Genomic DNA, 25,456 nt, shown 5'->3' on the forward strand with positions numbered 1-25,456 from the left:
ATGATGCTTGATGCAACGGCGACAGAATGGGCACCGTTAAGAGAAGATCTGAAACTCTTCGAAGCGCCAGAAGATGCATTCGGTGCGCCGACTTGGACACTAGAAGATCCAATCAGTGGGCAATTTTATCGTCTCGGTTGGCATGAAATGGAGATGCTAGCACGCTGGTCGCTGAACAGTGCTCAAGCGATTGTAGAAGATATTTGCCAGCACTTGGCTCTGTTTATCTCAGTAGAGGATGTGAAGGCCTTTTATGGTTTTTTGCAGGGACATCATTTATTGAAAAATACGTGTCTCACCAAGCCTCAGAGCGAAGCGAAATGGGATTCAATAAAGCCTATTCGTTGGCTGTTACGCCATTATTTATTTTTTCGCGTTCCCCTATGTCGCCCTGATGCTTTTTTAGCGCTTACCTTGCCTTTAGCGCGGTTCTTTTTCAGTCGGTTATTTATATTCCTCTCTGTACTTGCGGCTGTTCTCGGGCTTTTTTTAGTGAGCCGCCAATGGCAAGCGTTTACGCACACTTATATGCACTTTTTTTCTTTTGAAGGCATGTTAGCCCTTGTGTTGGCGCTTTTTTTCACTAAGTCGTTGCATGAGTTAGGGCATGCCTATACTTGCAAACATTACGGTGGAAAGGTTGCAACAATGGGCGTTGCATTGCTCGTACTGTGGCCTGTTTTATACACAGACACATCGAGTGCTTGGCGATTAAAAAGTAAAGGGCAAAGGATGCTGATTGGTGCGGCTGGCGTCATCGTTGAATTGTTAGTGGGTGCTTGGGCACTGTTGTTCTGGAGTTTTATGCCAGAAGGAACGGGCAAGAGCCTTGCCTTTATGTTGGCTACGACGACTTGGATCTTATCCTTACTGATTAATTTAAGCCCCTTTATGCGTTTTGATGGGTATTTTTTGTTGTCTGATTTTCTTGGAATAGCAAACTTACAAGCCAGAGCTTTTGCGGTCACTCGGTGGAAGATTAGAGAATGGATTTTTGCGTTTAATCAGTCGCCACCAGAAACCTACTCTCCTCGTATGCAGAGAGTATTGATGAGTTATACGCTTGTCACCTGGTTGTATCGATTGTTTTTATATGTCGGCATCGCCCTTATGGTCTACCACTTTGCGTTTAAGTTATTAGGCATTGTTTTATTTATTGTGGAACTGTTGGTGTTTATTGTATTGCCCGTATTCAGAGAGTTGAGAGTTTGGCAGCAGAAGAGAAGTATTATGAGTTGGAATAAAAACACCCTATGCAGTCTGACACTGTTGGCCTTACTGTTATTTGTATTGTGTTATCCATGGCAAAGCCAAGTCGGTGCGCCTGCTGTGATGCGATCTTCTCAACAGTTTAACCTATACGTTCCTGCAAATGCGCAGCTGCATCGTTCATTTGTTAAGTCTCATCAGACCGTAAAGAAAGGGCAAAAGCTATTTGAATTTGTTTCGCCGGAACTGAATCAAGCAGCGGATAGGTTGACGTTGCGTATTACTCGATTGCAAAAACAAGCCGATGTTAATCCATTCAGTCCGAACGCTTCCGCCAGTGTGAAGGTGCTTAACGAGGAGCTTTCAGCAGCCAATCAGCGTTTAACGCTAATCAACCAACAATTGACACAGTTAACCCTAACCGCGCCCTTTGAAGGTGTCGTGGTGACGCAATCCAATCAGCATCATGAAGGCGATTGGCTGGCCGCAGGGGAAGGGTTAGGAATGCTTGTTAATACCCGATCAAATACAGTAGAAGCTTATATAAAGGAAAGCGATCTCAATCGAATTAAGGTCGATTCTAACGCGTATTTTATCCCCGAAAGCCTTTCTTATCCGAAGTTGTCTCTATTCTTAGAAGGTGTTGAAAATATTGCTTCGACTAAATTAACTTCTGCACCGGAATTAGCTTCGGTTTATGGCGGAAGAGTGGCGGCTAGCAACGCTAAAAATGACCCAATTCCTATCGCTGAGGAGGCGGTCTATCGGGCTTTTCTAACACCAACAGAACCTAATGCGGTTTCGCCAAATTGGGTAATACGGGGTGAAGTCTATATTGATGCCAAGGCAGAAAGTCTATTGAGTCAGCTTGTAAAGAGAGTGGTCTCAGTCCTCGTTAGGGAATCTTCGTTCTAGTTTATTTCATTAGAGTGAAGTGCGATGCAGACGGTTAATCCCGGATGATTATTGATTAGCGTTAACTCGCCATTATGTAAAGTGGTGATGGCTTGAACTAGAGTGAGTCCCAAACCATGACCAAAAACATCTTGTTTACTGGTGAGCCGTTTGAAGCGCTTGGTGACAACAGATTGATCTTCTTCGGCGATCCCTTTTCCTTGATCAGACACCTTGATAAGGGTGTTACCTAATGAAGATTCTATGCTAAGAGTGATGATTTTACTGTCAGGCGCATACTTGAGAGCATTATCTAATAGGTTGGCAATGGCCTGAAAAATTAAGATCTTATCCGCATAAAAATGATATTTTTTATTGGCCACTATGTTTAATTGAATATCGAGGTTTTCTGCCAGAGGTAGATAGTATTCATACGCTTCATGGAGTATGTCGTATGCATTTATTTTATTTTTTTGATGACTGACTTGTCCTGTTTCAACCTCAGACAAACGCATAATTGAACGAAACAACCTCTGGATTTGTTCTGTTTCTTTAATCGCCTCTTCCAGCTCCTGAAGCTCGTGCTCATCGGTTTTTTCAGACAAGTTGATGAGTTTATGTTGTAACCGGGTTAATGGCGTTCTCAGTTCATGGGCAACATGGCTAGTAATGGTACGTACCTCGCCCATTAATGTTTCCGTGCGACTGAGAACCAAGTTAATTTCTTTACCCAGTTGGCCAAACTCATCACCGTTATTTTTATAGTTAACCCTAACATCGTGTTTGCCTTGCGCATATTGTTCTAAAGCTTCAATGATGTGGTTTACACGAAATAAATTATGCAGGCTAAAAGGCAGACTAATGAGTAAGATTGACAATTGGATGGCCAGTAAGCCGGCACCTGTCATCAATGGAATAATGCGTGTTTGTTGTAGCATGGGTTGAATGTTATAGGCATTAAAATAAAGGCCGCCGTCAGCCAGTGGTGTCAGTAAGCCGAATAATTCACTGTGCTTACTTTTTAGCGATAAAATCTTTGGGGCATTTGACCGGTTATGGCTCAATGTTTGAATTTGGTTTCGCGTTAGTGTCGCTTGTTGACCATATAGAAGTTGATCTTGCCTATCCAGAATGAACGAAAAATGGTCTTTTCGAGTATCTAATTGATAGTTTGTGGTGAGCTGATTAGCAAGCAGTCTACTGCTGTTAAACAACCCCTTAAGTTTCTGATTTTCAAAATTTTCGAAGATCATTCCGCGAACATGGCTTTTCATAATGTTGCTGAGAACATGATCACAAATGGGTATGGCGGCAGAGGAAATAAGCAAACAAATAAACGCAATGGTCGCAGCTTGTCGGAAGCTACTGCTATGAAGTAATGGCTTAATAAACACGGTTTACCCTAATGCATACCCGACGGATCGAATGGTTCGGATGATGGGATTTTTTGAGCCGCCATCTAATTTGTTTCTAAGTTTTGACAAGTGAACATCCAGCACATTGGTCTGTGGATCAAAGTGGTAGCCCCATGCTTTTTCAAGCAACATACTGCGTGTCACTGTCTGACCTGGATGCTCAGCCAACACATAAAGCAGTTTGAATTCCTTGTTGGTGAGGTCTACTCGATGGCCGTCGCGAGTCACTTCATGACGCTCTAGATTAATGATCATGTCTTTGATTTTTATAAAGTTACTAGATGCAACTTGTTTTGTACGGCAGTAAAGTCTTTCCAAACGAAGAAGTAATTCAGCAAAATCAAATGGCTTACCTAGGTAGTCATCCGCTCCGGCTCTCAGACCTTCAATACGATCTGAGGTCTGATCATTCGCGGATAAGATTAAAACCGGTGGATGAGACTCCTTTGCCAACAAGCCCAACAGTTGAATGCCATCGATTTTTGGGATGATACGATCAAGCAAGATGACATCAAACACTTCTTCTTTAATGAGCTTAAGGGCATCTTCTCCATTATCGACTAATTTACATGTGTGCCCTGAAGCATGCAGTTTGCTGCTAATCCAATGACTGACAGAGACATCATCTTCAACAATCAGAATACGCATAGTATTTATCTCAGTAAGGTTTGAGTTTATAGAATTAGAAAACAATTCAGGGGATTCTAAAGTATAATGATAACTATTATCAATAAATATTTTAACGTAACTTTACAAGCCGTTTTGTCTAATACTGAAAATACTTATTTCAACTCTTTGTAATCGATAGATATTAATTAATTTAAGCGCTTAATTTCATTTCGGCTTCAGTCATATTAATTGATGCTCACATCCTACCAATGGCAGCCTAAAGAGAACCAGCTTCTATTCATTAAGCATTCTTAATGCTTTGCCTATTGTTTCGCTAATGAGAATCAATCTTAATATGTCTCGACTAAGTACAACCATTATTGTGAAGTTGAGAGGAAGTGATGAAATCAAGCATAAAACGTTTTTTGTCTGATGAACGAGGCGTAACCGCCATTGAGTACGGCATTCTTGCCGCGGCAATGGCAGCGGCAATTGGTGTCATATTTGGTTCAGATGGCGTCTTTGTAACGGCATTAAAAGAGCGTTTTTCTTCGATCGCCGAACAGATCACAAATACTGACAACCCTGGCACAGAATAGGTAATAGACACTCCAATGTTTGATTTAGCCATGCCTGCCATCCTGACATTAGCTTCCCTGTGGGTCATTGTGACGGACTTATTTTACCGACGTATACACAATCGTTTGGTATTGGTGCTGTTGGTGCTTTGGCTGGCTTCCGCTGCGATAACTTTAATCATGTCAGGTGAAAATAGAGCGGCGTTATTGGCTGATTTTGGTTATACCGGTTTGGGCGCTGTCGGTGTATTGCTGGTGGGGTTCTGTCTGTTTTTAGTCGGTCAAATGGGTGCCGGAGACGTTAAATTGATGTCGATTTTATGCTTATGGGTAGGCGTTGATCAGCAGCTGACTTTTTTGGTGGTGACGGCGTTGGCAGGTGGTGTACTTGCCTTGTTTTTGCCGATTATTTCGCTAATCGAGCTTGCTGGCGCGAGAGCCATTGTGCAATTTTCAGAGCGATATCCAGGTTTAAGAATTCCGGCTCCTATTGCGTTCTCCCGTGAAGGGGTGAAAGGACTGCCCTATGGACTGGCCATATCGGTTGGCTATTTTTATGTGCTCATAAGCCCTTTATTTCGTTAACACAAGAGTGAATGTTAAATGAAAGCTTCATCTGTTTTTTTTGTGTCTGGTGCACTGATTTTCGCATTGGGCGGAGCACTTCTTGGTAGCGCTCTTCTAACTTCAGAGCCGTCACCAAAAAAGGTGGCTAAAGTTGTGCCGAAAAAGCCCAATTATCGAGCGGTTTTGGTGGCGTCAAACACCTTAAGGCCGGGGGACTTTATGAATGCTACGTCCTTAGAGTGGCAATCTGCGGAAAAACAATATCCAGAAGATGCATTTTTCTTAAAAGGGTTGGATGAAAAAAGCCAACTGTATGGCGCGACCGTAACACAAACGATTCTAGCGGGAACGGCATTAGAAAGTGACTTGCTGGTTTCTCCGGGGGAGCCTGGATTTATTGCGTCAGTGCTAAAGCCGGGAATGAGAGCCGTGGCGATACCGGCTGATGTGGTAACGAGTAATGCTGGGTTGATCTCAGGTGGCGATCGTGTCGATGTGATTTTAAGCTTAAAAAGAGACCATGAACAAGGCGCAGACAATGACCCGCTTGCCACCATTAAACTGCCAAAATTAGCGTCTCAAACCTTGTTACGTAATGTCCGAGTCTTAGCGCTTAACGGCACAGTGGACGCGTTTCGAGAAAAGGTACAGAAAGTCGAATCAAAAAAAGACAAGAAAACCGATTCAAATAAGCGTAAATCCTACGAAACAGTCACGTTAGAAGTGCTGCCAAAAGACGTTGAGCGACTCACCGTTGCACGCGAAGTGGGTACGTTGCAGTTGGCTCTAAGAAGCGTTCAGGGTCACGACCTTGTCGTGTCCACGATCTCAACAAATGAGTCTCAAAGTGAAGTCACCACGTTAGGGCAAGTGACAGACATTTATGACAGCTTTAAGCCTAAGCAAAATGCTGAAAAGACCTCGGTGATGATGTTTCGAGGAGAGAGTCAGGATACCGCACAATTCATGAATTGAATGCGACTCATGAACCGCCTAGTAAATTTTACAATGGATTTTTTTTGATGTTTTCCAAATACTATTTTTTGACATTGTTTGCCGTTTGTAGCCTTCAGTCAACGCTCAGTTATGCCACCTATGATGTGGATCAAGAGGCGGATAATAACGTGCGTGTCACCGAGTCCCGATTTGAAGAGGTTGTGGTAAGTGGTCAAGTCAAGCTGCACGTAAACCAAGGCACATTGCTTAATTTACCGAAAGCCGCGTCAAAGGTGTTGATTGCCAATCCACAAGTGGCCAGTTTTCAAATGCCTTCACCTGATAATGTCTTCGTATTTGCCAAAGCGCCGGGGGACACAACCTTGTACGCATTGGATGAAAACAACGATGTGATTATTGCTGTGACGTTAACTTCTGGTTATGACCTAGCTGGGTTAACCCGTCAGGTAGCAGAAGAGGTACCTGGTACAGAAGTTCAAGTTGGGCCTGCGACGGATAAAGGATTAATTGTCCGTGGGACAGTGCAGACACCGCAGCAAGCCAAACAAGTCATTAGCAGTGTGGAGTCGTATCTGGGGGCCAGCACTTCGACAAACGGTCCGGGCGGTGCACCAGGACAAGGTCTACGAATTGTGAATCAGTTGAAAGTCGCCTTATCCTCGCAAGTTAACATCAGCGTTCGAATCGTTGAAGTGTCTCGTAGCCTAAGTCACAGCTTAGGGTTTAGTTGGGATGCATTGTTTGACAACAATACGGGATTTATTCGTAACGGTAGTAGCTTATTCGATGCCTCAACGGGTGTCTTTGATGGAAGTGGTATCACCAATGGGGTGTTGGGCGGCACCATTGGTAATGTGGGGGGCGTACTTTCTGCACTGTCTAGCGATGGTATGGCGAGTATTTTAGCAGAGCCCAACTTGACCGCCATGTCTGGTGAAACAGCGGGCTTTGCAGTAGGCGGTGAAGTACCTATCGTGATTCAGACAAACAACAGCGTAACCATTGAATATAAACAATATGGGGTCATTATGCGCATGACGCCAACACTCCTATCACCTAATCGAATCAGTTTGCACATTGCCCCTGAAGTTAGTGATCTATCAGATGAAGGGTCCGTTGTGCTCAGCGATCTCACTGTTCCTGCCTTTAAAGTTCGTCGTGCTGATACAACCGTTGAACTTGCCAGTGGCCAAAGTTTTGCGTTGGCCGGCATGCTGCGAAGCAGTGTCAGTCAAACGGTAAGCGGCGTCCCAGGCTTGCGAAGTATTCCTGGATTAGGGCGCTTATTTGAAACGGAGGCGAGTGAAAAGGAAGAAACAGAATTAGTCATTATCGCAACGGCTTATATTGTTGAGCCCACGTCAGCCAGTAATTATCAATCCCCAGCGCAAGGCATCAGTACGATTGAAGGGCATTTACCGCCTTTAGCATCGGCGGGTTATTTATATTGATTAAGAAGGTTCTAGTATGCGTATTCTTTCTATAGGTGTTGTGTTTTTACTCTTTCTAAGTGGCTGTGATCATACGGTTCATCGCTTGCGTAATGGTTCTGCTGAAGCTGAAAAAGGAACCCCTGCGTTTGTTGTAAAACCAACGGTTTCGTCTATTTCATTAACGTTACAAGAGAACGGTAGTTTGAAGCGATCGGCGCTGGACGCTGTGAATGCTTTATTACGAAATCAAGGGCGTTTATCCAGTCAAGAAATCTGGCTACAGCCCTATACCGACAAAGGTGATGAATTTGCTTCGCATTTAAAAGCCTCTTTGTTGTCGTTAGGTGTTCAGGAAAACAAGCTTGAGGTTCTGCCCATTCAATATCAAGCCACGGCGACATCCCCTAGTTCCACGAAAGACAAGCCAGAAGCATGGGATTTATCTCTCAGATCCGAGGCCATGGTGGTGGTGACGAAAAATTGCGGCATTCAGGATTCGCAGGCTTGGTCGGTTAACCCATATAAGGCAATTGGGACGCTTGGTTGTGCCAATCGGGTCAATCTTGCCCAAATGGTTGCTGACCCTCGTGATCTTATACGTGGTAGGACACTGGATGACGCTGATGGTATTCATGCCGTTGAAGCGATGACTCGTTATCACGAATCTGACGTGACACCGCTTTTAGATATTGATTTCAATGAAGACTAAGCTTGGAGATGCGAGATGAGTGATAAAATTATGCAAACTGAGAAAGCTTCTTCCATTGTCTATTTTACAGCGCAAAAAGAAGAAAAATCGACCATCTCAGATCGTTTGGTGAGGTTGGGGTACGCTCCGGACGTGGTGCACTCTGGTGGTATTTCGGCGGCAAACGAGTGGTGTAAACACAACCCCATCCCCCATCTTATTTTTGCGGATATCGATAAGGTTCATACACCTTTGGTGGCGGTTTCCGAGTTGTTAGAGCGAACAAGCCCCAGTAGCAAACTGATTATCGTGGGGTCAGATCAGAGTATTGATCAATACCGCGCATTGCTTTCCATTGGGGTGTTTGATTACTTGGTGAAACCCGCTCCTTTAGACATGATGGCCAAAATGATCCAGAAGGCTCAAAAAGGCGAGGACAGTGAATCGCTTGGCACTGGTCGTACTATTGCCGTAACTGGGTCTTCAGGTGGCATTGGCACATCACTCGTTGCCTATGCTTTGGGGAGGCTGCTTTCAAATCAACGCTACTTTAAATCTGCATTAGTGGACTTTGACCGAAGAAATGGTTGTCTCGATCTGATGTTAGGGGCGAAAGGCGAGTCTGGCTTAGACAGTGTGTTAAAAACTGACAAGATTGATACGCGTCTGCTAGAACGTTCTATGACAGAAATTGATGGTCGCTTGAGTCTGCTGGCACAACAACCTAACTATCAAGCTAAAGACATAGACGATACCGATCAAATGCTGCTATTGGGAGCAGGGCTATGTCGTATATTTAACCAAGTCATTTGGGATTTACCTTCTTCTCAACCTAATGGTTCGTTGGAAGTTCTAAAGCACAGCCAAGCCCGAATTATTCTGGTTGATCTGACCGTGACCGATGCCCGAAATACCTTGAGGTTACTTAACGAAATCGGTGATGAGTCAAATGGTCAGCGAATAGTATTAGTACGAAACGCTTCTCGTCAGCCGGGTGTTGAGGTGATTACTCAAGCCGCTTTTGAGGAATTTGTAGGCCGAAAAATTGACATTCAGCTGCCGTTTGTGGGCGGCGGCTTAAGTAAAAGTCTGCTGCAAGGTAAATTGTCATTTGACGCGTTTCCAGAGTTAACTCATCGTTTATTGCATCTTGCTGATCTGGCATGTGGAAAAGAACCTCAAGACCGTATGTCTTCGCTCCCTCCTATGATGCATTTTTTGAGCAAAATTCGACTGAATAATGATAGCAAGAAGCTGCGCGTTAAAGGGGCACGATTGTGATCATTAAGTCGGCTCTAAAGGTCAAGCAAACGGAAAAGAAAGCGTCTGATCATTCACCATCAGGGAACCTGAGCAAATCCAATGAGCCGCCGATTTCTCGACCTAAGATGGCGGATGAGTTAGGCGACTTGAATCATAAAAATAAGCGTTTGATTCGTCAGCAGCTGTACGAACAAATTGATCCCGTTAAAGCTGCCACGCTTAGCCACGAGCAACTTAATCAACAAATTGAATCGATTATTCGTGGAATTTGTGACCACAACCGATTGCAGTTATCACTCGATGATGAGCAAGCCATTTGTCGTGAAATGTTCCATGAAATGATCGGCATTGGCCCAATTGAACCCTTATTAGCCGATGATTCCGTGAACGATATTTTGGTGAATGGTGCTGGTCAAGTATTTATCGAGCGCTACGGTAAGCTTGAATTATCAAGGATTCGGTTTATTGATGAAGAGCATGTATTGAATATTGCGCAACGAATTGCCGCAGCCGTTGGCCGTCGTATCGATGAAACTCAACCTATGGTGGACGCACGTCTGGCTGATGGCAGTCGAGTCAATATTATCACTCACCCTCTTGCGATTGATGGTACGTCAATTTCGATACGAAAATTCATGCGTCGGAACATGTCGTTGGAAGTGTTGGAAAGTGGTAATGCCCTATCGGCTGATATGGTGACAGTACTGCGTAGAGCCATGCAGGGAAAATTAAACATCATTGTTTCAGGGGGAACTGGCGCGGGTAAAACAACGCTTCTTAATGCCTTGTCTCAAGAGATTAGCGGGGATGATCGAATCATCACAATTGAAGATGCTGCAGAGCTTCAATTGCAACAAATCCACGTGGTGCGTTTAGAGACTCGCCCTGTCAGCGCTGAAGGTACTGGCAAGGTAGATCAGCGTGATTTGGTGCGGAATGCGCTACGGATGCGACCTGATCGTATTATTTTGGGTGAGGTCCGAGGAGGTGAAAGTTTTGACATGCTACAAGCCATGAACACTGGGCATGACGGCTCGCTTTGTACGGTACACGCGAATACCCCACGTGATGCCATTATGCGACTTGAAAATATGGTGATGATGGCGGGAATGCAATTACCACAAGAAGCCATACGACGACAAATAGCAAGTGCGGTCGATTTGGTCGTACAGGTTGAAAGGATGCGAGATGGCTCTCGTCGAATTGTTTCTGTGACGGAAGTTTGCGGCATGGAGGACGATGTCATTCAAACTCAAGAATTATATGGATTTCAAACAGACAGTATTGATTCGTCCGGTAAAATTGTCGGTGACTTTGTTTCCTCTGGTCAAAGGCCCGCTTTCTACGCCACTCATTCTCATTATTTTGGGGATATTGAGTAAATGAACCAAAATTATCTGCTTCCTTTTATTATCTTTAGCCTCATCATGAGTGCATTTTTGCTGATCTATTTTGGTGTCCAAAGTCGACAGAAAGCAAAGCAGAATGAGGCTTTTCTGAGCTCTTTAAAACAGCAATTAATCATGAGTCAACGTGCTGCCGTTGAAGACTCCATGAACATAAAACGAAAAAATGCGGAATCATTATGGTTTGATTTTCCTGTAATGGGGGGATGGGTCAAACGCGTATGGCTGGGTTTTTCCTTACTTGGTTGGCAAGAAAAATGGCGCTCTAGAGCAATGTTATTAGCAGCACCTTGTTTGCTGTTGGGTTTTACCTTGGGAAAAAGCAGCCAATTCCCCATTGTAGGAAGTGTGTTGTTGTCCTTGGGGTTCTTTATCGCCCTTGTTTTTTTGTTGTATCGCAATGCGATGGGAAAGCATTTAAAAGAATTTAAGCAGAGCCTACCACAAGCCATAGATTCCATTGTACGTGTCGTAAAAGCGGGCGTACCTGCAACCAATGCCTTTGGTTTAATTGCGAATAACTTACCTGGCCCACTTGCAAAGGAACTTGCCTTAATTGATAAATGGCTGTCATTAGGGCTGTCTTTACGTCAAGCAATGCAAGATTCCGCCATCCGAGTTCCTCTTAATGAATATCGATTTTTTGCGGTCATTTTGGTGATTAACCAAGAGGCGGGGGGACGACTGAGCGATACCTTAGAGCGCCTTTCTGAAACGTTACGCGAACGTCAGGAGCTGGCACTAAAGATTCGCGCTAAAACCTCAGAGGTGAGAGCGTCTGCTGTTATTGTGGCAATGCTAGCGCCTTTATCCTTAGCCTATATGTATTTCAATTCACCCAAAGATTTTACGTTTTTGCTCACTGACCCCACAGGTAACAGTGTCTTGATCTATGCGTTTGGCAGTGTTCTGACCGGGTTAACGATTACGCACTTTATGATCAAACGGGTGATTCGATGAAAGAAGAGATGATACTCCCAGTATTGTTGGGGCTTTTTCTGTGCGCCGCTGGCATGATTTTATTGGCTCTGTATGTGCGGACCAAACCAAAAACACTGGCCGAGCGCTTGTCGTCGCATCAAGATCCTGTCTTGGTTACAGCACTTGAAACTTCTCTTTTGATTGAAGCCGATATGGCCACCTCATGGTGGCGCAAATGCTTGGCCCCTTTAGATCGAATTGGCCGAGAGTTAGCTGGTACCGAAAGCGATCGCTTTGCCACGAGAAAATTATTGCTGATGGCGGGCTTAAGGCATTCTCAATCTTTAGGACTTTATACCTTCGGCAAACTGGCATTAGGTCTGTTCTTGTCCGTTATGTTTGTGATTTTTGTGTTAGAGAAAGGCGACAGACTCAGCTTAACTGGCTTAGCAGGCAGTTTGATTATTCTCTTTTTATCGTCATTCGGTGCAGAAGTTTGGTTAAAGATGCGTGCGGCCAGTCGAGGTGGAAAATTGTCATCGAGCTTACCTGATGCATTGGACTTGATGGTGATTTGCGCCGAAGCAGGCTTGCCCTTAGGGCGTATTTTTAAAACCGTTTCTAAAGAGTTGGCATTTTCCTCACCGGAATTGGCCGAAGAGATTGGTTATACCCATGCTGAATTACAAATTCTCAGTGATCGATCAAAAGCACTGATGAATTTGGCTGACCGTTGTGGTGTCGATAATGTCGCTGCCATGGTATCGACCTTGATACAAGCTGAACGTTACGGCACACCCCTGTCTCAGGCTCTACGCACCATTTCGGTAGAAAGTAGAAAAAACATGGTTTTAGAGTTGGAAGAGAAAGCGGGAAAGTTACCGGCTCAATTAAGTGTCCCGCTGATGGTTTTTATTTTACCTCCAGTAATTGCCATGATGGGAACGCCCGCCATGATTCGCATTATCCGTATGTTAGGAAGTTAACAATGTTGTTGGAAAAGAACACACACAATACATGCCGTGGATGGGCTATCACCACTCTCTTGTTAATGGGATTGACGGGGTGCACCAGTCAAGTGACAAGAGACGGTGTGCCGGTGATAGAGAGTGCACCATATGAAGCCGAAAATGCTGAGGAAGCGTTAAAGTTGGCGCATTTGCTGAGAGACAATGGTCGCTATAAAGCAGCGTATGAAGTCTATGAAAATATGGATGAAAAAGGTCAATTAGAAGAGGCCTTTGTGCTGGAGTATGCCAGTTTATCCGCGTCCGTTTTGTCACCTCTTGAAGCCATTGCTTTGTTTAAGCGTGCAGAATTAGCATTAGAAGGGGATATAACGTCGGAGCAGAAACAGGCGATTTGTGTTGGCTTAGGTCGAGCCCATTTGGCGTTATCACAGTTTGATCAAGCCTCATCCAATTTTCAATGCGCTCTTCAGGCTAATCCAAACAGTGTTGTCGCATTGAATGGCATGGGGGTGGTTCTAAATAGACAGGGAGACTTTCCTGAAGCCTTAAAAAAACTGCAAAAAGCCATCGACCTGTCTCCTTCAAGTAAGTTGGTTGTGAATAACTTATCTTTGACTTGGCTCGCTTTAGGGGAGCATCAAAAAGCCATTAGTTTGTTAAGGACAAAACACAATAACATGGCCATTTCGACTCGTCTTAATTTAGCCTTGGTGTATGTTTTTTATCATAGAGAAGACATGGCAAGAGAGGTGTTAATGGCAGCGCTTCCTCAACAAAACACGGAACACATACTCGATCAATATTCGACTTCTCTTCATCGTGTCGAAAATGGTGTTGCTGTCGAAACTGAACTTTTTGCGCTGAGTAATACACCCCTAAAATTAAAGGATGTTGAATAATGGGCACATTTCCATTTTTTTTGAGAAGTAAAAGTGCCGTTGTTTCAATCGAAGTCGCTCTTATATTCCCCGTGATTTTATTTATATTAATGATGTTTTTTGAGTTGGCAAGAATTGCGCTTATTATTACCTTAGTCGATGTGTCTATTGAGCGGAGTGTGCAGAGCTTTAGAGAAGATTCGTTGTTTAATACATTAAGCGAAGCAGAAATAAAAAAAGTGACGAGTGATAATATCATTGAAGGGTCATTTAATATAATTCATCCAGATAATATCCAAATCGAATTGCAGCGATTCTCAAATTTGAATGAATTTGCTGGTGTAAAAGAGTCAGAAAATACATATTATTCTTTACCTATTCTGAATTTCAGCGTGTACCTTAACGAAACTTTCATAACACCTTTACCCAGTTTTTTTGGCCTTGGTGATTCATTTCAGCATGAATATCGACATGTTTTAGGCGATCTTTTAGGGGATGAAGCCTAATGCGACAACGCTTTTTAGTCAGCGATTATGGGACTACTGTTATTGAATTTGCATTGTCGCTGCCTATTATTATTGGAATTCTGTTAGTGAGTACTGACTTATACAACATCAATCGTATGAGGGGTGTTATGGAACAGGCTTCTCATAATCTTTCTTCTATTTTGGCCAATCAGCAGGAGTGGAATATCGACAGCTTTGACTATTTAGTTGAACACACTATTGATGACCTTGTGGATGAAGAGTATGAGCTGATTGTGTCCAAGGTCAATATAGATAGATCAATGGATTGGTTACCCATTAGGCGAGGAAAGATAAGCGGTGTTTGTGCTGAAATGAGCTCAGGAAAACAATATTTAGATCAAATGCCAGAAGAGGATTCCGATGCCAATAATGCCTCCTTTTTGGTCATTCAGTTATGTCGTTACAGTGATGATTTGATAATAAACAGCGGTTTGTTGGGAAGTAAAAAAATGGAGTCGATGTCAGTCAATCGTCTGCTTTATCATTCTGTTGTGTTGGATCAGAGGCTTTCAGGTGAAGTCGGTGTGGATTATGAAGAATAAGGGTAAATAGACACAGTGTTGATAAAAAGTAAAAAACTAATGTATCAAATAATCGCCGTAATAAGTTTAGGTCTGGCTATATTTGGAGTCATTACCCCGGGTTTTCCGGCAACAGAGTTTGTATTGTTGTGCGCTTGGTCTTCCGCAAAAGGATCGCCAAAAATCCATCATTTTTTACATGCCAATCGCTTCACTGGTCCGGTTTTAAATGATTGGAGAAATGGAAAAGTTATATCGCTAAATAATAAAATTTTCTCATCAATTAGCATGCTTCTATGTGTGTGCTTTTTATTTTATAGCGGCCTCAATATTTATTTTATTGGTTTTGGCTTATTCGGAATCTCTATTAGTTTTATTTGGGTTTGGTCACGTCCGAGTCATGTATAAAAGGACAAACGAACATGAGTTTTTCTTAATATAAATTTCATGGCTATTTTGTCGGTCCATTCTTATTATTTTAAGAGTTTCAAATGTTATCGAGGTGCCCAATGGAAACCGTTCAAGAAAAACCAGAAATTCTTACCTTTGCTAAAAAGCTGAAATATTCAACCAGAACCAATCACGATAGTGTTGACCAACTCGTGATGCAATCTGAACCTTTTTTAAATAACGAAAATTATGCCAAGTTTCTGCGTCTACAGCATATCTTTCACTTAAGTGTCGCGCCTTTTTATCAGAATGATGATTTGCAAGAATGGTTTCCTGGTTTAGCCGATTTACCTAGGCTGTCAGCGGTGGAGTCTGATCTAAAAGATTTGGAACTTGAGCCGAATGTTTCGCCTGATCAAATCGCGTCAGTCTCAAATCTATTCCAAGCAATTGGTTGGCTGTATTGTGCTGAAGGCTCCAACATCGGCGCCGCGTTTCTTTATAAGGAAACGCAGAAGCTCAATTTTGATGCGGAGCATGGTGCTAAACACTTGGCGGCACATCCTGAAGGACGGGCACCGCATTGGCGTAAATTTGTTGCACAACTGGATGCGTTAAAGCTGACAGAAGAACAAGAGATCGAAGCTGTGAAGGGGGCAACTGAAGCCTTTGCGTTCTACAAGAAAACATTAAAGAGCTTAGCTTAACGATTCAATCTATAAAGCACCTAACCCTAGGTGCTTTTTCGGGTCTACAACGGGCGTCTGAGCTGATCCAGTGAGAATTTTCCTGCCCCTTTACGCATCAACAATAGACTAATCGCCAGCCAGGTACCGTGTGTCGCATAAGCATCTGGATACACAAAGATCTGAATCACTAAGGTCATCAATGCTAGACCAAGTGCAGCATAACGAGTTAGAAAACCGATCAGAACCAGCACAGCGAGTACGTGCTCGGCAATGGTTGCCATCACCGCCGCAAATGCGGGTGGCAAAAGTGGTAAGGCATATTCGTGTTCAAATAAGAAATAGGTGGTGTCCGAAATGTGCGGCCATCCGAGTTGGAATTGCATGCTGATGAAGTTAATGGCAAAGCCATCTATTTTTGTCTGAGCAGACAACCAGAACACGGCCGCTAGGGAAAAACGGGCGATTAATAAAATCAGAGATTCTGGGATGTTCTTTAAGGCCGTTTCAAGGGTGTTAAATAATGTCGATAGCATGGCGTTGTCTCTTTTAGTCAGTCATTAGGGAAATGTTACGGATTAGCTTCCATTCAATGAGTTTGGCTAGGCTGCTACCAAGATCGAAATCGTCTGATTCAGGGACGGCGCTTGCTAACGGTATGTGTTCTTGTAGTGCTTTGATAAAACAGGCTTGATCAAATGAGATGACACTTAGTTTAGCGTATAAAAAGCTTTTATGGAGAAGTATGTACTCACTTTCATTGATGTCGATGTGATCACTTGAGACATCCTGCTGATTCGCCAGAAACAAGGAGCCAATCGCGAAAGGGGCATGTAAAAGCTGGCAGTTTGGCGTGATCTCCATCAAGAGTTGGCCCGGGTCATGTGTCTTTTCAAAGGTTACCGCGATGGATTGATGATTTAACGTATCCATTTCAGCGGCATGGGTCAGTTGCAGTAATTGATACTCCAAGCTGGCCATATCAGGTAGAAAAGCTACACTTTGAGCCGGTTCGAATTGTCTAATAAACTCTGAAAAATTGGCCCCATACTCACTGATAATCGGGGACGTAGGGGGGTGATGAAGTAAAAATTCCCGCGCCATGGCGCGAAAAAAATCCTCGCCAACGAGTTTTTGCGTGACCGGGAAAATATCCGCCAATGCTTCCTGTAATGACACCACCAGATTATTTTGATACACCTGAAAGCGCACGGCTTTTTCTGTCGCTTCACCACTGAGTAGAGGATAAAGGTGGCTTTTGTCCTGCGATAACAAGGCTTGGATAAAATCACGATGCATTCAATGAGCCTCCCTGTTTTACCATTTGTCGAATGCGATCTGCAAAGGCCGCTTCGGCCATCAATTCTACCCACTCGGGTAAGTTACCGTCTCGCTCGATGAGTGTAGGGCAATCGCCGAGTCGTTGTAAGGTGTATTGATACAAGGACCAAACATCTTGGCTGACAGCCTCATCATGACTGTCTATTTTTAATGGCACGACCGGGTTGTTATCTAACGTATGGCCAGCCAAATGGATCTGTTTAACCGCTTCTATTGGGAAAGCCTCTAGGTAATCCATGGCTTGGTTATTCTGGTTAAAACAGGATACTTCAACATTATTAACATCAAGCAATAGACCGCAGCCAGTGCGTTTTACCATTTCTCTAATGAAATCAATTTCGCTGAAGTCACTATTGGTGAATGTCAGATACGTGGACGGATTTTCCATTAAGATCGGTTGTTTCATCAGGGTTTGAACTTGGTCTATGTGCTGACACACTCGATCTAAACTTTCTTTGTCGTATCGAATGGGCAGTAAGTCGTTATAAAAGTGGTGTCCATGAGTGGACCAAGCAAGGTGTTCTGAAAAATAGGCTGGCTGAATCTCTTCAACGAGTTGTGCGACTTTTTGGAGATGCGTGGTATCAAGAGGCGTTTTACCACCAATTGATAACCCCACGCCATGAATCGTCATGTCGTAATCTTGGCGAATTTGGCGCAAAAAATAGGCCGCAGGACCACCTTGGCTAAGGTAGTTTTCAGCATGTATTTCAAAAAAACCCACTGCTGGGCGATTTTCTAAAATGGTCTGATAATAGATGGGTTTGAGACTAACGCCAGAATGAGACGCAAAACAAGGAGTCGTTGTCTGCCCTTCTTGTTTTGCATGAGTCTCGTTTAACAAGGGATAGGTCATGATACGTCGCGTTGATTAAAACGCTTTTAACTGACCATGGCCTGTTGATGACGTTTTCGATGTCATCTCAGTGCAAGTGCCTGCAGGTACAAATTTCCATGCATTGGATTGGTAGTCTGTTTTTGATGTACCAGCGCAAGAAGTACCAGGACCCGCAGCACAGTCATTTTGACCTGCCAATGACACGCCGTAGCATTTTTCTTTGCTAGCGGCGTGAGCAGGCATGGCCACGGCAGAAAGCGCAATAGCAGTACTTAGAGCAACAGATAAAGTAGCGGTTGAATTTTTCATTGTTAAAACCTCATAGTTTGTTATTTAAAAGACACGTGTCTTTGGGTTACAAGCTTTTGACGTAGAATGGTTTTCATTTCTTACACACAAGACGAAAAATTATTTTTTGTCGTCTTGATCAGGTAGTTTAGTATAGTGTTTGGAGATCGTGCGAAGATCTTCCATTTGTTTTCCAAATTGTTTGCATGACGAACATATCGCAGTGTGAACACCTAAGAGAACTTTCTCTTTGGTGGCGAGAGGTCGATCAAGCTTTTCCGATAGTAGCTGGGTAGCTTCTTTGCAATTCATCATAGTTAGGACGCCTTTGCTTGATACCAATTATCTTCTAGGCACTCTCTTAAACGTAAGCGAGCGCGATATAGGGTCACATTGAGGCTGGTAACGGAGATCTCTTCATTATGACAAATCTCAGGCGTTTCCATTTCTAAAAACTCACGCATCATAAAAAGGCGACCGTATTTCTCAGGAAGCGCATTCAAACAAGCATCAAACACTCGCCAGAAATGTTCATTTTCGATCCCATGGTCTGGATCATCCCATTTCTGAGGGCGCTCGTGTTTTTGCCAATGGCCATTTTCACTAAAGAGTTTGTCCATCAACGCTTCCCCTGAAATATTTGGCCCCTCTTCCAGCTGACTGGCCACCACAAGACGTTTTTCTTTGCGCAGCAAGTCGATGAGTTTATTTTTTAAAATCGAAAATACCCAGGTTTTGAGTGCCGCTTGACGACCAAATTTATCAATATTCTGATACGCCGACAGCATCGCCTCTTGAACGGCATCCTCGGCAAGCTGAGCATCTTTGACTTGTAACATGGCAAATTTCAGCATTTGATTACGGAGTTCTTCCATAAATTCAAGATCGGTAAAAATGCCAACGGATGGCGAATTCGGTATATCAGACGATGGGTTTGCGTTAACCATTTTAACCTCAGTACCTTAAGCGTTAGACGTTTGACGTTCACATTACTTACAAAGTTTGCCAATGTTTTTTTATTGGCCGATGTTTGAATCTTCCGCTTCTGCTAGATATTCATCTTTGAGCTTAACGTAGTTTAGTCCAGCATATTGAAAGTATTCGATTTCTTTGACCTTAAGAGGACGAATTTGTTTCACTGGCGAGCCCATATACATAAACCCAGTTTCCAATCGTTTGCCTGGCGGCACAAGAGAACCGGCCCCAATAATGACTTCATCTTCAATAATCGCGCCATCAAGAATCGTGGTGCCCATGCCGACCAAGACTCGGCTGCCAATGGTACAACCATGCAACATGGCCATGTGACCAACGGTGACATCATCCCCAATGGTAAGCGGATGTCCTTCTGGTTTATAGGTGCTGGCATGGGTGATATGAAGGCATGAGTTGTCCTGAATGCTAGTGCGCTTGCCAATGCGAATGCGGTGCATATCGCCTCGGATGGCGACCAGCGGCCAAACGGAACTGTCGTCACCAATGATCACATCACCAATCACCACGGCATTGTCATCGACCCAAACTCGCTCACCTAATTGTGGTGTATTACCGCGAAACGATTTCATCACCATTTGCACTCTCCTAGGTTTATAACCTGCATAATTAAGGTAACTATTAAGGCAATAGTCTTTCATGCATTGAAAAAAGCAAAAGACTACCTATCTTATTAAGCATTAGTTTTATTTGTACCTTACTACTGAAAGAGGACATTCTTCCTCAGTCGAAGGCTTAATTACATTGTCAAAAGGATACCATGATATGTCTCAATCCGTGTGGGATGCGACGAGTTTACCGAATTTCTCCGGCGTGGAAGTGTCTAGTATAGAGGCGGACTTAGACGCCATTTTAGCGCGCAATAAAGAGCAAATTGATGCTTGTGTCACAGCCAATCAAGAGCCCAGCTGGGAAAGCCTTATCCTACCTCTAGATCAATTAGAGGACGACCTGAGTAACTTTTGGTCGCCAATCAGTCATTTAAATGCCGTGCAAAATACACCTGAGTTGCGTGCCGCTTATAATGCTTGCTTACCTAAACTAACTCAGTACTACACTGAATTAGGCCAGAATAAAGCCTTGTATCAGGCTTATAAAACCTTAGCGGAAAGCCCAGAAGCCACTCATTTATCAATTGCGCAACAAGAAACCTTAAAGCAAGCGGTGCGCGATTTTGAATTGTCAGGAGTGGGCTTAGAAGGTGAGGCAAAGCAACGTTATGGTGAAATCAGTCAGCGCTTGTCAGAGCTGAGCAGTCAATTTAGCGAAAATGTACTGGATGCTACGCAAGCTTGGAGCAAATTGATTACCGACGAGTCTGAATTGGCGGGTTTACCGGAATCTGCACTGGCTCAAGCCAAACAAATGGCGCAAGCAAAGGATAAAGAAGGTTGGTTATTTACCCTAGACTTCCCTTCTTACATGCCAGTCATGAGCTACGCGGACAGTCCCGTGTTACGTGAAGAAATGTATCGTGCCTTTGCAACACGAGCATCGGATCAAGCGGATGTGAAATACGATAACGCGCCACTCATCAAGGACATTCTAGCCTTACGTCATGAAATGGCCGATATCCTTGGGTTTGAAAATTATGCTGAGCTGTCTGTGGCCACTAAAATGGCTGAAAATGGCCAGCAAGTTATTGATTTCTTAGATGATCTTGCGAGGCGATCAAAGCCTTCTGCTGAGCAGGATTTGGCCAACCTTGAAGCGTATGCCAAAGAAGAAAGTGGCATTGATCAATTACAGGCTTGGGACATGACGTACTACGCAGAAAAACTGCGTCAGTATAAATACAGCATCTCACAAGAGGCATTACGTCCCTACTTCCCAATGGGTACAGTGTTGTCCGGATTGTTTCACGTGGCACAAACCTTATTTGCTGTGGATATCCGTGAAGAAAGTGAATTTGATCGTTACCATCAAGACGTCAAACTTTTCACCATCAGCAAGGAAGGAACAGACATTGCCCGTTTCTATCTCGACCCTTATGCTCGCGAAGGCAAGCGTGGCGGTGCTTGGATGGACGCTTGTCGAACCCGCCGTCGTTTGAGCGATGCTCGTTTACAATTACCGGTTGCTTATCTGGTGTGTAATTTCACCCCGCCAATCGGTGAGCAAGCCGCTTTGTTAACCCATGACGAAGTGACCACTCTGTTCCACGAATTTGGGCATGGCTTACATCATATGTTGACCCAAGTAGAAGAATCCGCCGTATCAGGTATTAATGGGGTGGCATGGGATGCGGTCGAACTGCCTAGCCAATTTATGGAAAACTGGTGTTACGAGCCTGAAGCACTGGCTTACATTGCGGGACATCATGAAACCGGGGAACCTTTGCCGCAAGATTTGCTAGATAAAATGCTCGCGGCGAAAAACTTTCAGTCCGCTATGCAAATGGTAAGACAATTAGAATTTTCTTTATTCGATTTCAAATTGCACAAAGATTATCAGCCGGGTGTATCTGTTCAGTCCGTGCTAGATCAGGTACGTGCTGAGGTAGCCGTCGTGACACCGCCGTCGTTTAATCGTTTTCAAAATGGTTTCTCGCATATTTTTGCGGGTGGTTATGCCGCTGGCTACTACAGTTATAAATGGGCGGAAGTCTTGTCGGCCGATGCGTTTTCGAAATTTGAAGAGGATGGCATCTTTAACCAAGATACGGGCGCGCACTTCCGTGATACCATATTGGCTAATGGTGGTTCGCGACCTGCAGCCGAGTTGTTTGCTGCCTTCCGTGGCCGTGAGCCAAGCACGGATGCTTTGTTAAGACACAGTGGTATTGCCGCGTAACCATAAACAAGGCTGCATTAAGCCGCCCTAGCGTTCACTTCGGCGGCTTTGATGAGGACACAAAATGACAGTAAAACGCTTTATTGCAGGGGCGGTATGTCCGCGTTGTAATGAGATGGATAAAATCCGTGCATGGCGAGATGATGATGCTGAAAAGCAGCACAGAGAATGTGTCGCTTGTGGTTATCAAGATGAGCAATCGACTAATGTACAGGCGCAAGCGCCTGAATTGGCGACTCGTGTTAATCAGCCACACGCCAGTGCGCCACAAGCAGAAGAAATGGTCATTAATTTCATACCAAACCCAGGCTCAACGAAACATTAATGGTTGTTCATAGAAGATAAAACGGATCCCTTCGGGTCCGTTTTTTTGTGCCTGAGGTTACTGAGTATCCTTGTTGGCATAACCGCTGCCGATGGCGCTAAAGGGGAGTTTGAGTCCAAGTTCTGGTACTTGCTGACCAACCCAAGCAGGAAAGGTATTGCTGTTTGGGCCAGGAAAGACTTTGTAATGATTTGCCCAGGGGTAACGCTTAACTGCTTGCTCTATATCGGGAATCAGAGACTGTGCTTTTGCCCCTGTGATGGAAAGTAGTTTTTCAGGTTTGGCACCAAACCAATAACGATCCGGTGTCGGCGTTTGATAATGGGATAACGCTGGTAGCCCTCGATTGACGCGCCAGCCAACGACTTCATAAACTTGATATTGTGCCGCATTGACATCTTTCGTGGCGATCCAGGTGTGCACGGCGAACCAACCTCGCCAGCTATAAGCATCGGCGGCATAAACTTCAATGACCGCTTGCTTTTCCTGCTCTGGCGATGGCGCGATGCCAGCAGGTTCGCGGCTAGCGGTTTTCCAACCGTCACTAGAACAAGCACTGAGTAACCCTGTTAACAATATAAATCCACAGTGTTTATACATTGAAATCTCCTGATAGCTGATTCATTAGAGTGCTCAGATAAAAAAGGGTTCCATGTTATTTTTGTGTATTAACGGTATCAATAAAAACGCCGACTCAGGGTCGGCGCTTTAGATATGTTTTCACAGAGTTTGATTACTTCATCTCAGTCACAAAATTGTCTTTGCTGCGGCGTACTTTTTTCAAATCTTTAAGCCAATCGCCATCGTCGGCACGGTAACCTAAAGGTAACAGGATGACAGAGCGCAAGCCGCGTTCTGTTAATCCCAAAATTTCGTCCACTTTCGCTGGGTCGAAACCTTCCATTGGCGTGCTATCAACCCCTTCTTCAGCGGCGGCAATCAAAGCCGTCCCTAAACCTATGTAAGCTTGACGAGCGGCGTGTTGGTAGTTGGTTTCTGCATCACGAGTAGGGTATGCGTTTAATAGCATTTGACGGTAGTTTTCCCAGCCTTCGCTTTTAAAACCGCGTTCATCGTTCACTAGGTCAAACATTTCGTTGATGCGACCTTCTGTGTAGTTGTCCCATGCCGCGAAGACAAGTAGATGAGAGCCATCGGTAATTTGAGCTTGATTCCACGCGTGTGGCACGATTTGTTCACGCAGTTCGTTATTGGTCACGACGATGACTTCATAAGGTTGTAAACCACTGGACGTCGCCGTTAGGCGAACCGCTTCTAGAATACGATCGACTTTCTCTTGTTCTACTGCCTTGTTTGGGTTCATTTTTTTGGTGGCATAGCGCCAGTTCAATTTGTCTAACAAATTTGACATGAGACATCCTTAATGGAAATGTTTTTGATTCTCTCGATATGGGGCTTTTCTATCAGGAGTTCAATATGTACTTTATGGACAAAGTGAGGAAGCCAAAGAAAAGAACACTGATATCCGGTGGAAACGGCTTTGAACAAGTCAACGGACGCTTTGTTTACGGCGGCTTGTTTGTCTGAAGATAAAGCGTAAGTTCTCAGGATATTGACGAAGGGAGCATAAGCTGCCTTTTCTTGTGTTGTTGAATGTGCTCTGCTTAGTCTCTTGTCGATTACAGTGCGCGATTCTCAGGAGAACCATTTGCCCAATACCTTTCGATCCCTTGCTAATCCTAATTATCGCCTTTGGTTCAGTGGCGCGGTCATTTCTAATATTGGTGGTTGGTTACAGCGGACGGCGCAAGATTGGCTGGTGATCTCAGAGTTATCTGATAACAATGCCGCGGCGGTAGGTTTAGTGGTGTTTCTGCAATTTGCGCCCCAAATCTTTTTATTGCCCATCACGGGCTGGACGGCCGATCGAGTAGAACGTCGGAAACTGTTGTTTGTGACGCAATCCTTAATGGCAATACTGGCACTTGTTCTCGGTGTATTGGTTTTGTCTGCACAAGTAGAGTTGTGGCAGGTATGTCTTTGTGCACTTGGCTTAGGGTGTGTGGCGGCATTTGATGCGCCGGCTCGTCATGCGTTTGTTTCCGACATTGTCAGTGAAAAAGAGTTGTCTAATGCGGTTGGATTAAATGCGGTTTCTTTTAACAGTGCGCGTTTAGTTGGGCCCGCTGTTGCGGGGATCTTAATCGCTTTGGTGGGCAGTGGTTGGGTCTTTATGATCAATGTGGTGTCTTTTTTACCCTTGTTAACGGCCTTGTTTTTATTGAAACGTCGCTTACCAAAAGTTGAAGCTGAGCAAGGTCCGCCTGGCCCAGATTTAGCGAAATTTTTAGATGGATTTCGATACATCTGGCATCACCGAGAAATGACGGTGATCTGCATCATGTCGTTTTTAATTTGTTGTTTTGGTATGAACTTTCCGGTGTATTTATCGTCTATGACTGTACAGGTATTTGAAGGGCAGGCAGATCAATATGGTTTTCTTGTGTCCATGATGGCGATCGGATCCATTACTGGGGCGATTGTAACGGCGAGTCGTAAATCTTCACCATCGTTCCATTTTATGATTTATGTGGCAGGGTTTTATGCCGTGAGTTGCTTTGCCGTTGCTTTGAGCTCAAGCTTTTGGCTGTTTGCCATTATGCTGATTACACTTGGTTTGGGCGCTCAGCTATTTACGACTTCTACGGCCTCGTACATGCAGCTTGCCACAGAAAAAGTGTATCGTGGTCGTGTGATGGCGGTGGTGTTGGCCATTGCGATGGGTGGCACTGCTTTAGGAGCGCCTATTGTTGGTTTTATGGCGGATCATTATGGTGCGAGAGCTTCGATCCTATTGTGTGGGGTATCAGGAGCCTTAGCTGCCCTATTAGGTTTTTGGTTTTTTCATCGACAAGAACGCGCCAAAGGTGCTGGGTGATGGCGAAACAGAGACTTTCGCCTATGCTAAGGAAAGCCTTTTATGTAACTGATTCATAGTCAACGG

29 protein-coding genes are annotated in these 25,456 nt (G+C 44.2%); 18 read left to right on the forward strand and 11 right to left on the reverse strand.

What is annotated here, in order from left to right; genetic code table 11:
- A complete protein-coding gene (locus MAR181_RS00865; protein WP_245546189.1) occupies positions 1-2,124 on the forward strand; it encodes an efflux RND transporter periplasmic adaptor subunit in 2,124 nt (707 codons plus the stop codon).
- On the opposite strand, the gene MAR181_RS00870 is transcribed toward MAR181_RS00865, so the two are convergent.
- Complete coding sequence (locus tag MAR181_RS00870) at positions 2,121-3,497, reverse strand: sensor histidine kinase (RefSeq protein ID WP_013794719.1); 1,377 nt, start codon at positions 3,495-3,497, stop codon at positions 2,121-2,123. The two genes, MAR181_RS00865 and MAR181_RS00870, sit on opposite strands and share 4 nt — an antisense overlap.
- A gap of 3 nt (positions 3,498-3,500) precedes the next feature.
- Positions 3,501-4,166 carry a response regulator transcription factor gene (locus tag MAR181_RS00875; RefSeq protein ID WP_013794720.1) on the reverse strand — a complete coding sequence of 222 codons (666 nt, stop codon included), beginning with the start codon at positions 4,164-4,166 and terminating at the stop codon, positions 3,501-3,503.
- A 362-nt stretch (positions 4,167-4,528) separates the two neighbouring features.
- Here MAR181_RS00875 and MAR181_RS00880 point away from each other — a divergent pair, with 362 nt between their 5' ends.
- From MAR181_RS00880 to MAR181_RS00940, 14 genes are all read left to right on the forward strand, one after another.
- Positions 4,529-4,726, forward strand: a complete 198-nt coding sequence (locus MAR181_RS00880) for a Flp family type IVb pilin (RefSeq protein ID WP_013794721.1) — start codon at positions 4,529-4,531, stop codon at positions 4,724-4,726.
- Between the two features lie 15 nt (positions 4,727-4,741).
- Positions 4,742-5,290 carry an A24 family peptidase gene (locus MAR181_RS00885; RefSeq protein ID WP_013794722.1) on the forward strand — a complete coding sequence of 183 codons (549 nt, stop codon included), beginning with the start codon at positions 4,742-4,744 and terminating at the stop codon, positions 5,288-5,290.
- Positions 5,291-5,308: 18 nt separating this feature from the next.
- Positions 5,309-6,247, forward strand: coding sequence for a Flp pilus assembly protein CpaB (cpaB, locus tag MAR181_RS00890; RefSeq protein ID WP_013794723.1), 939 nt, complete (start codon positions 5,309-5,311; stop codon positions 6,245-6,247).
- 47 nt (positions 6,248-6,294) lie between these two features.
- The gene (locus tag MAR181_RS00895; RefSeq protein ID WP_013794724.1) at positions 6,295-7,680 is read left to right on the forward strand and encodes a type II and III secretion system protein family protein; all 1,386 of its coding nucleotides are present in this window, start codon (positions 6,295-6,297) and stop codon (positions 7,678-7,680) included.
- Between the two features lie 16 nt (positions 7,681-7,696).
- Positions 7,697-8,371: a CpaD family pilus assembly protein gene (locus tag MAR181_RS00900; protein ID WP_013794725.1), complete on the forward strand. Its 675-nt coding sequence runs from the start codon at positions 7,697-7,699 to the stop codon at positions 8,369-8,371.
- A gap of 15 nt (positions 8,372-8,386) precedes the next feature.
- The gene (locus MAR181_RS00905) at positions 8,387-9,631 is read left to right on the forward strand and encodes a CpaE/TadZ family protein (protein WP_013794726.1); all 1,245 of its coding nucleotides are present in this window, start codon (positions 8,387-8,389) and stop codon (positions 9,629-9,631) included.
- Positions 9,628-10,995 (forward strand): TadA family conjugal transfer-associated ATPase, encoded by a 1,368-nt coding sequence (locus MAR181_RS00910; protein WP_013794727.1) that lies wholly within the window; start codon positions 9,628-9,630, stop codon positions 10,993-10,995. Before MAR181_RS00905 ends, MAR181_RS00910 begins: the two co-directional genes overlap by 4 nt.
- On the forward strand, positions 10,996-11,979 hold the full coding sequence (locus MAR181_RS00915) for a type II secretion system F family protein (RefSeq protein ID WP_013794728.1): 984 nt from the start codon (positions 10,996-10,998) through the stop codon (positions 11,977-11,979).
- A gap of 8 nt (positions 11,980-11,987) precedes the next feature.
- Positions 11,988-12,926 carry a type II secretion system F family protein gene (locus MAR181_RS00920; RefSeq protein WP_245546190.1) on the forward strand — a complete coding sequence of 313 codons (939 nt, stop codon included), beginning with the start codon at positions 11,988-11,990 and terminating at the stop codon, positions 12,924-12,926.
- A 2-nt stretch (positions 12,927-12,928) separates the two neighbouring features.
- Positions 12,929-13,810: a tetratricopeptide repeat protein gene (locus MAR181_RS00925; protein WP_013794730.1), complete on the forward strand. Its 882-nt coding sequence runs from the start codon at positions 12,929-12,931 to the stop codon at positions 13,808-13,810.
- Complete coding sequence (locus tag MAR181_RS00930) at positions 13,810-14,295, forward strand: TadE/TadG family type IV pilus assembly protein (RefSeq protein ID WP_013794731.1); 486 nt, start codon at positions 13,810-13,812, stop codon at positions 14,293-14,295. Before MAR181_RS00925 ends, MAR181_RS00930 begins: the two co-directional genes overlap by 1 nt.
- Positions 14,295-14,858, forward strand: coding sequence for a TadE/TadG family type IV pilus assembly protein (locus tag MAR181_RS00935; protein ID WP_013794732.1), 564 nt, complete (start codon positions 14,295-14,297; stop codon positions 14,856-14,858). The genes MAR181_RS00930 and MAR181_RS00935 overlap by 1 nt, the downstream gene beginning before the upstream one ends.
- 39 nt (positions 14,859-14,897) lie before the next feature.
- A complete protein-coding gene (locus tag MAR181_RS18190; protein WP_083815550.1) occupies positions 14,898-15,245 on the forward strand; it encodes a YbaN family protein in 348 nt (115 codons plus the stop codon).
- Positions 15,246-15,346: 101 nt separating this feature from the next.
- Positions 15,347-15,934: a biliverdin-producing heme oxygenase gene (locus MAR181_RS00940; RefSeq protein ID WP_013794734.1), complete on the forward strand. Its 588-nt coding sequence runs from the start codon at positions 15,347-15,349 to the stop codon at positions 15,932-15,934.
- A gap of 44 nt (positions 15,935-15,978) precedes the next feature.
- Here the strand turns inward: MAR181_RS00940 and MAR181_RS00945 are convergent, their stop codons facing one another.
- From MAR181_RS00945 to MAR181_RS00975, 7 genes are all read right to left on the reverse strand, one after another.
- Positions 15,979-16,449 carry a DoxX family protein gene (locus MAR181_RS00945; protein WP_013794735.1) on the reverse strand — a complete coding sequence of 157 codons (471 nt, stop codon included), beginning with the start codon at positions 16,447-16,449 and terminating at the stop codon, positions 15,979-15,981.
- A gap of 13 nt (positions 16,450-16,462) precedes the next feature.
- On the reverse strand, positions 16,463-17,212 hold the full coding sequence (locus MAR181_RS00950) for an HvfC/BufC N-terminal domain-containing protein (protein WP_013794736.1): 750 nt from the start codon (positions 17,210-17,212) through the stop codon (positions 16,463-16,465).
- A complete protein-coding gene (gene bufB / locus MAR181_RS00955; RefSeq protein ID WP_013794737.1) occupies positions 17,202-18,110 on the reverse strand; it encodes an MNIO family bufferin maturase in 909 nt (302 codons plus the stop codon). The genes MAR181_RS00950 and bufB overlap by 11 nt, the downstream gene beginning before the upstream one ends.
- 15 nt (positions 18,111-18,125) lie before the next feature.
- Positions 18,126-18,401, reverse strand: a complete 276-nt coding sequence (locus tag MAR181_RS00960; protein WP_013794738.1) for a BufA1 family periplasmic bufferin-type metallophore — start codon at positions 18,399-18,401, stop codon at positions 18,126-18,128.
- Between the two features lie 99 nt (positions 18,402-18,500).
- The gene (locus MAR181_RS18705; protein ID WP_013794739.1) at positions 18,501-18,695 is read right to left on the reverse strand and encodes a zf-HC2 domain-containing protein; all 195 of its coding nucleotides are present in this window, start codon (positions 18,693-18,695) and stop codon (positions 18,501-18,503) included.
- A gap of 2 nt (positions 18,696-18,697) precedes the next feature.
- The gene (locus MAR181_RS00970; protein WP_013794740.1) at positions 18,698-19,327 is read right to left on the reverse strand and encodes an RNA polymerase factor sigma-70; all 630 of its coding nucleotides are present in this window, start codon (positions 19,325-19,327) and stop codon (positions 18,698-18,700) included.
- Between the two features lie 69 nt (positions 19,328-19,396).
- Entirely contained in the window at positions 19,397-19,951 is a 555-nt protein-coding gene (locus MAR181_RS00975) for a gamma carbonic anhydrase family protein (protein ID WP_013794741.1), read from the reverse strand.
- 187 nt (positions 19,952-20,138) lie between these two features.
- On the opposite strand from MAR181_RS00975, the gene prlC reads away from it, so the two are divergent.
- Both prlC and MAR181_RS00985 read left to right on the forward strand, forming a co-directional pair.
- The gene (prlC, locus tag MAR181_RS00980) at positions 20,139-22,166 is read left to right on the forward strand and encodes an oligopeptidase A (protein WP_013794742.1); all 2,028 of its coding nucleotides are present in this window, start codon (positions 20,139-20,141) and stop codon (positions 22,164-22,166) included.
- A gap of 64 nt (positions 22,167-22,230) precedes the next feature.
- A complete protein-coding gene (locus tag MAR181_RS00985) occupies positions 22,231-22,491 on the forward strand; it encodes a YheV family putative zinc ribbon protein (RefSeq protein WP_013794743.1) in 261 nt (86 codons plus the stop codon).
- Positions 22,492-22,548: 57 nt separating this feature from the next.
- Here the strand turns inward: MAR181_RS00985 and MAR181_RS00990 are convergent, their stop codons facing one another.
- Complete coding sequence (locus MAR181_RS00990; RefSeq protein WP_013794744.1) at positions 22,549-23,091, reverse strand: DUF3750 domain-containing protein; 543 nt, start codon at positions 23,089-23,091, stop codon at positions 22,549-22,551.
- 133 nt (positions 23,092-23,224) lie between these two features.
- A complete protein-coding gene (locus MAR181_RS00995) occupies positions 23,225-23,863 on the reverse strand; it encodes an NAD(P)H-dependent oxidoreductase (protein ID WP_013794745.1) in 639 nt (212 codons plus the stop codon).
- Positions 23,864-24,160: 297 nt separating this feature from the next.
- On the opposite strand from MAR181_RS00995, the gene MAR181_RS01000 reads away from it, so the two are divergent.
- Complete coding sequence (locus MAR181_RS01000) at positions 24,161-25,390, forward strand: MFS transporter (RefSeq protein ID WP_013794746.1); 1,230 nt, start codon at positions 24,161-24,163, stop codon at positions 25,388-25,390.
- Positions 25,391-25,456: the final 66 nt, after the last annotated feature.

The organism is Marinomonas posidonica IVIA-Po-181 (assembly GCF_000214215.1).
In the GTDB taxonomy this organism is placed as follows: Bacteria; Pseudomonadota; Gammaproteobacteria; order Pseudomonadales; family Marinomonadaceae; genus Marinomonas; species Marinomonas posidonica.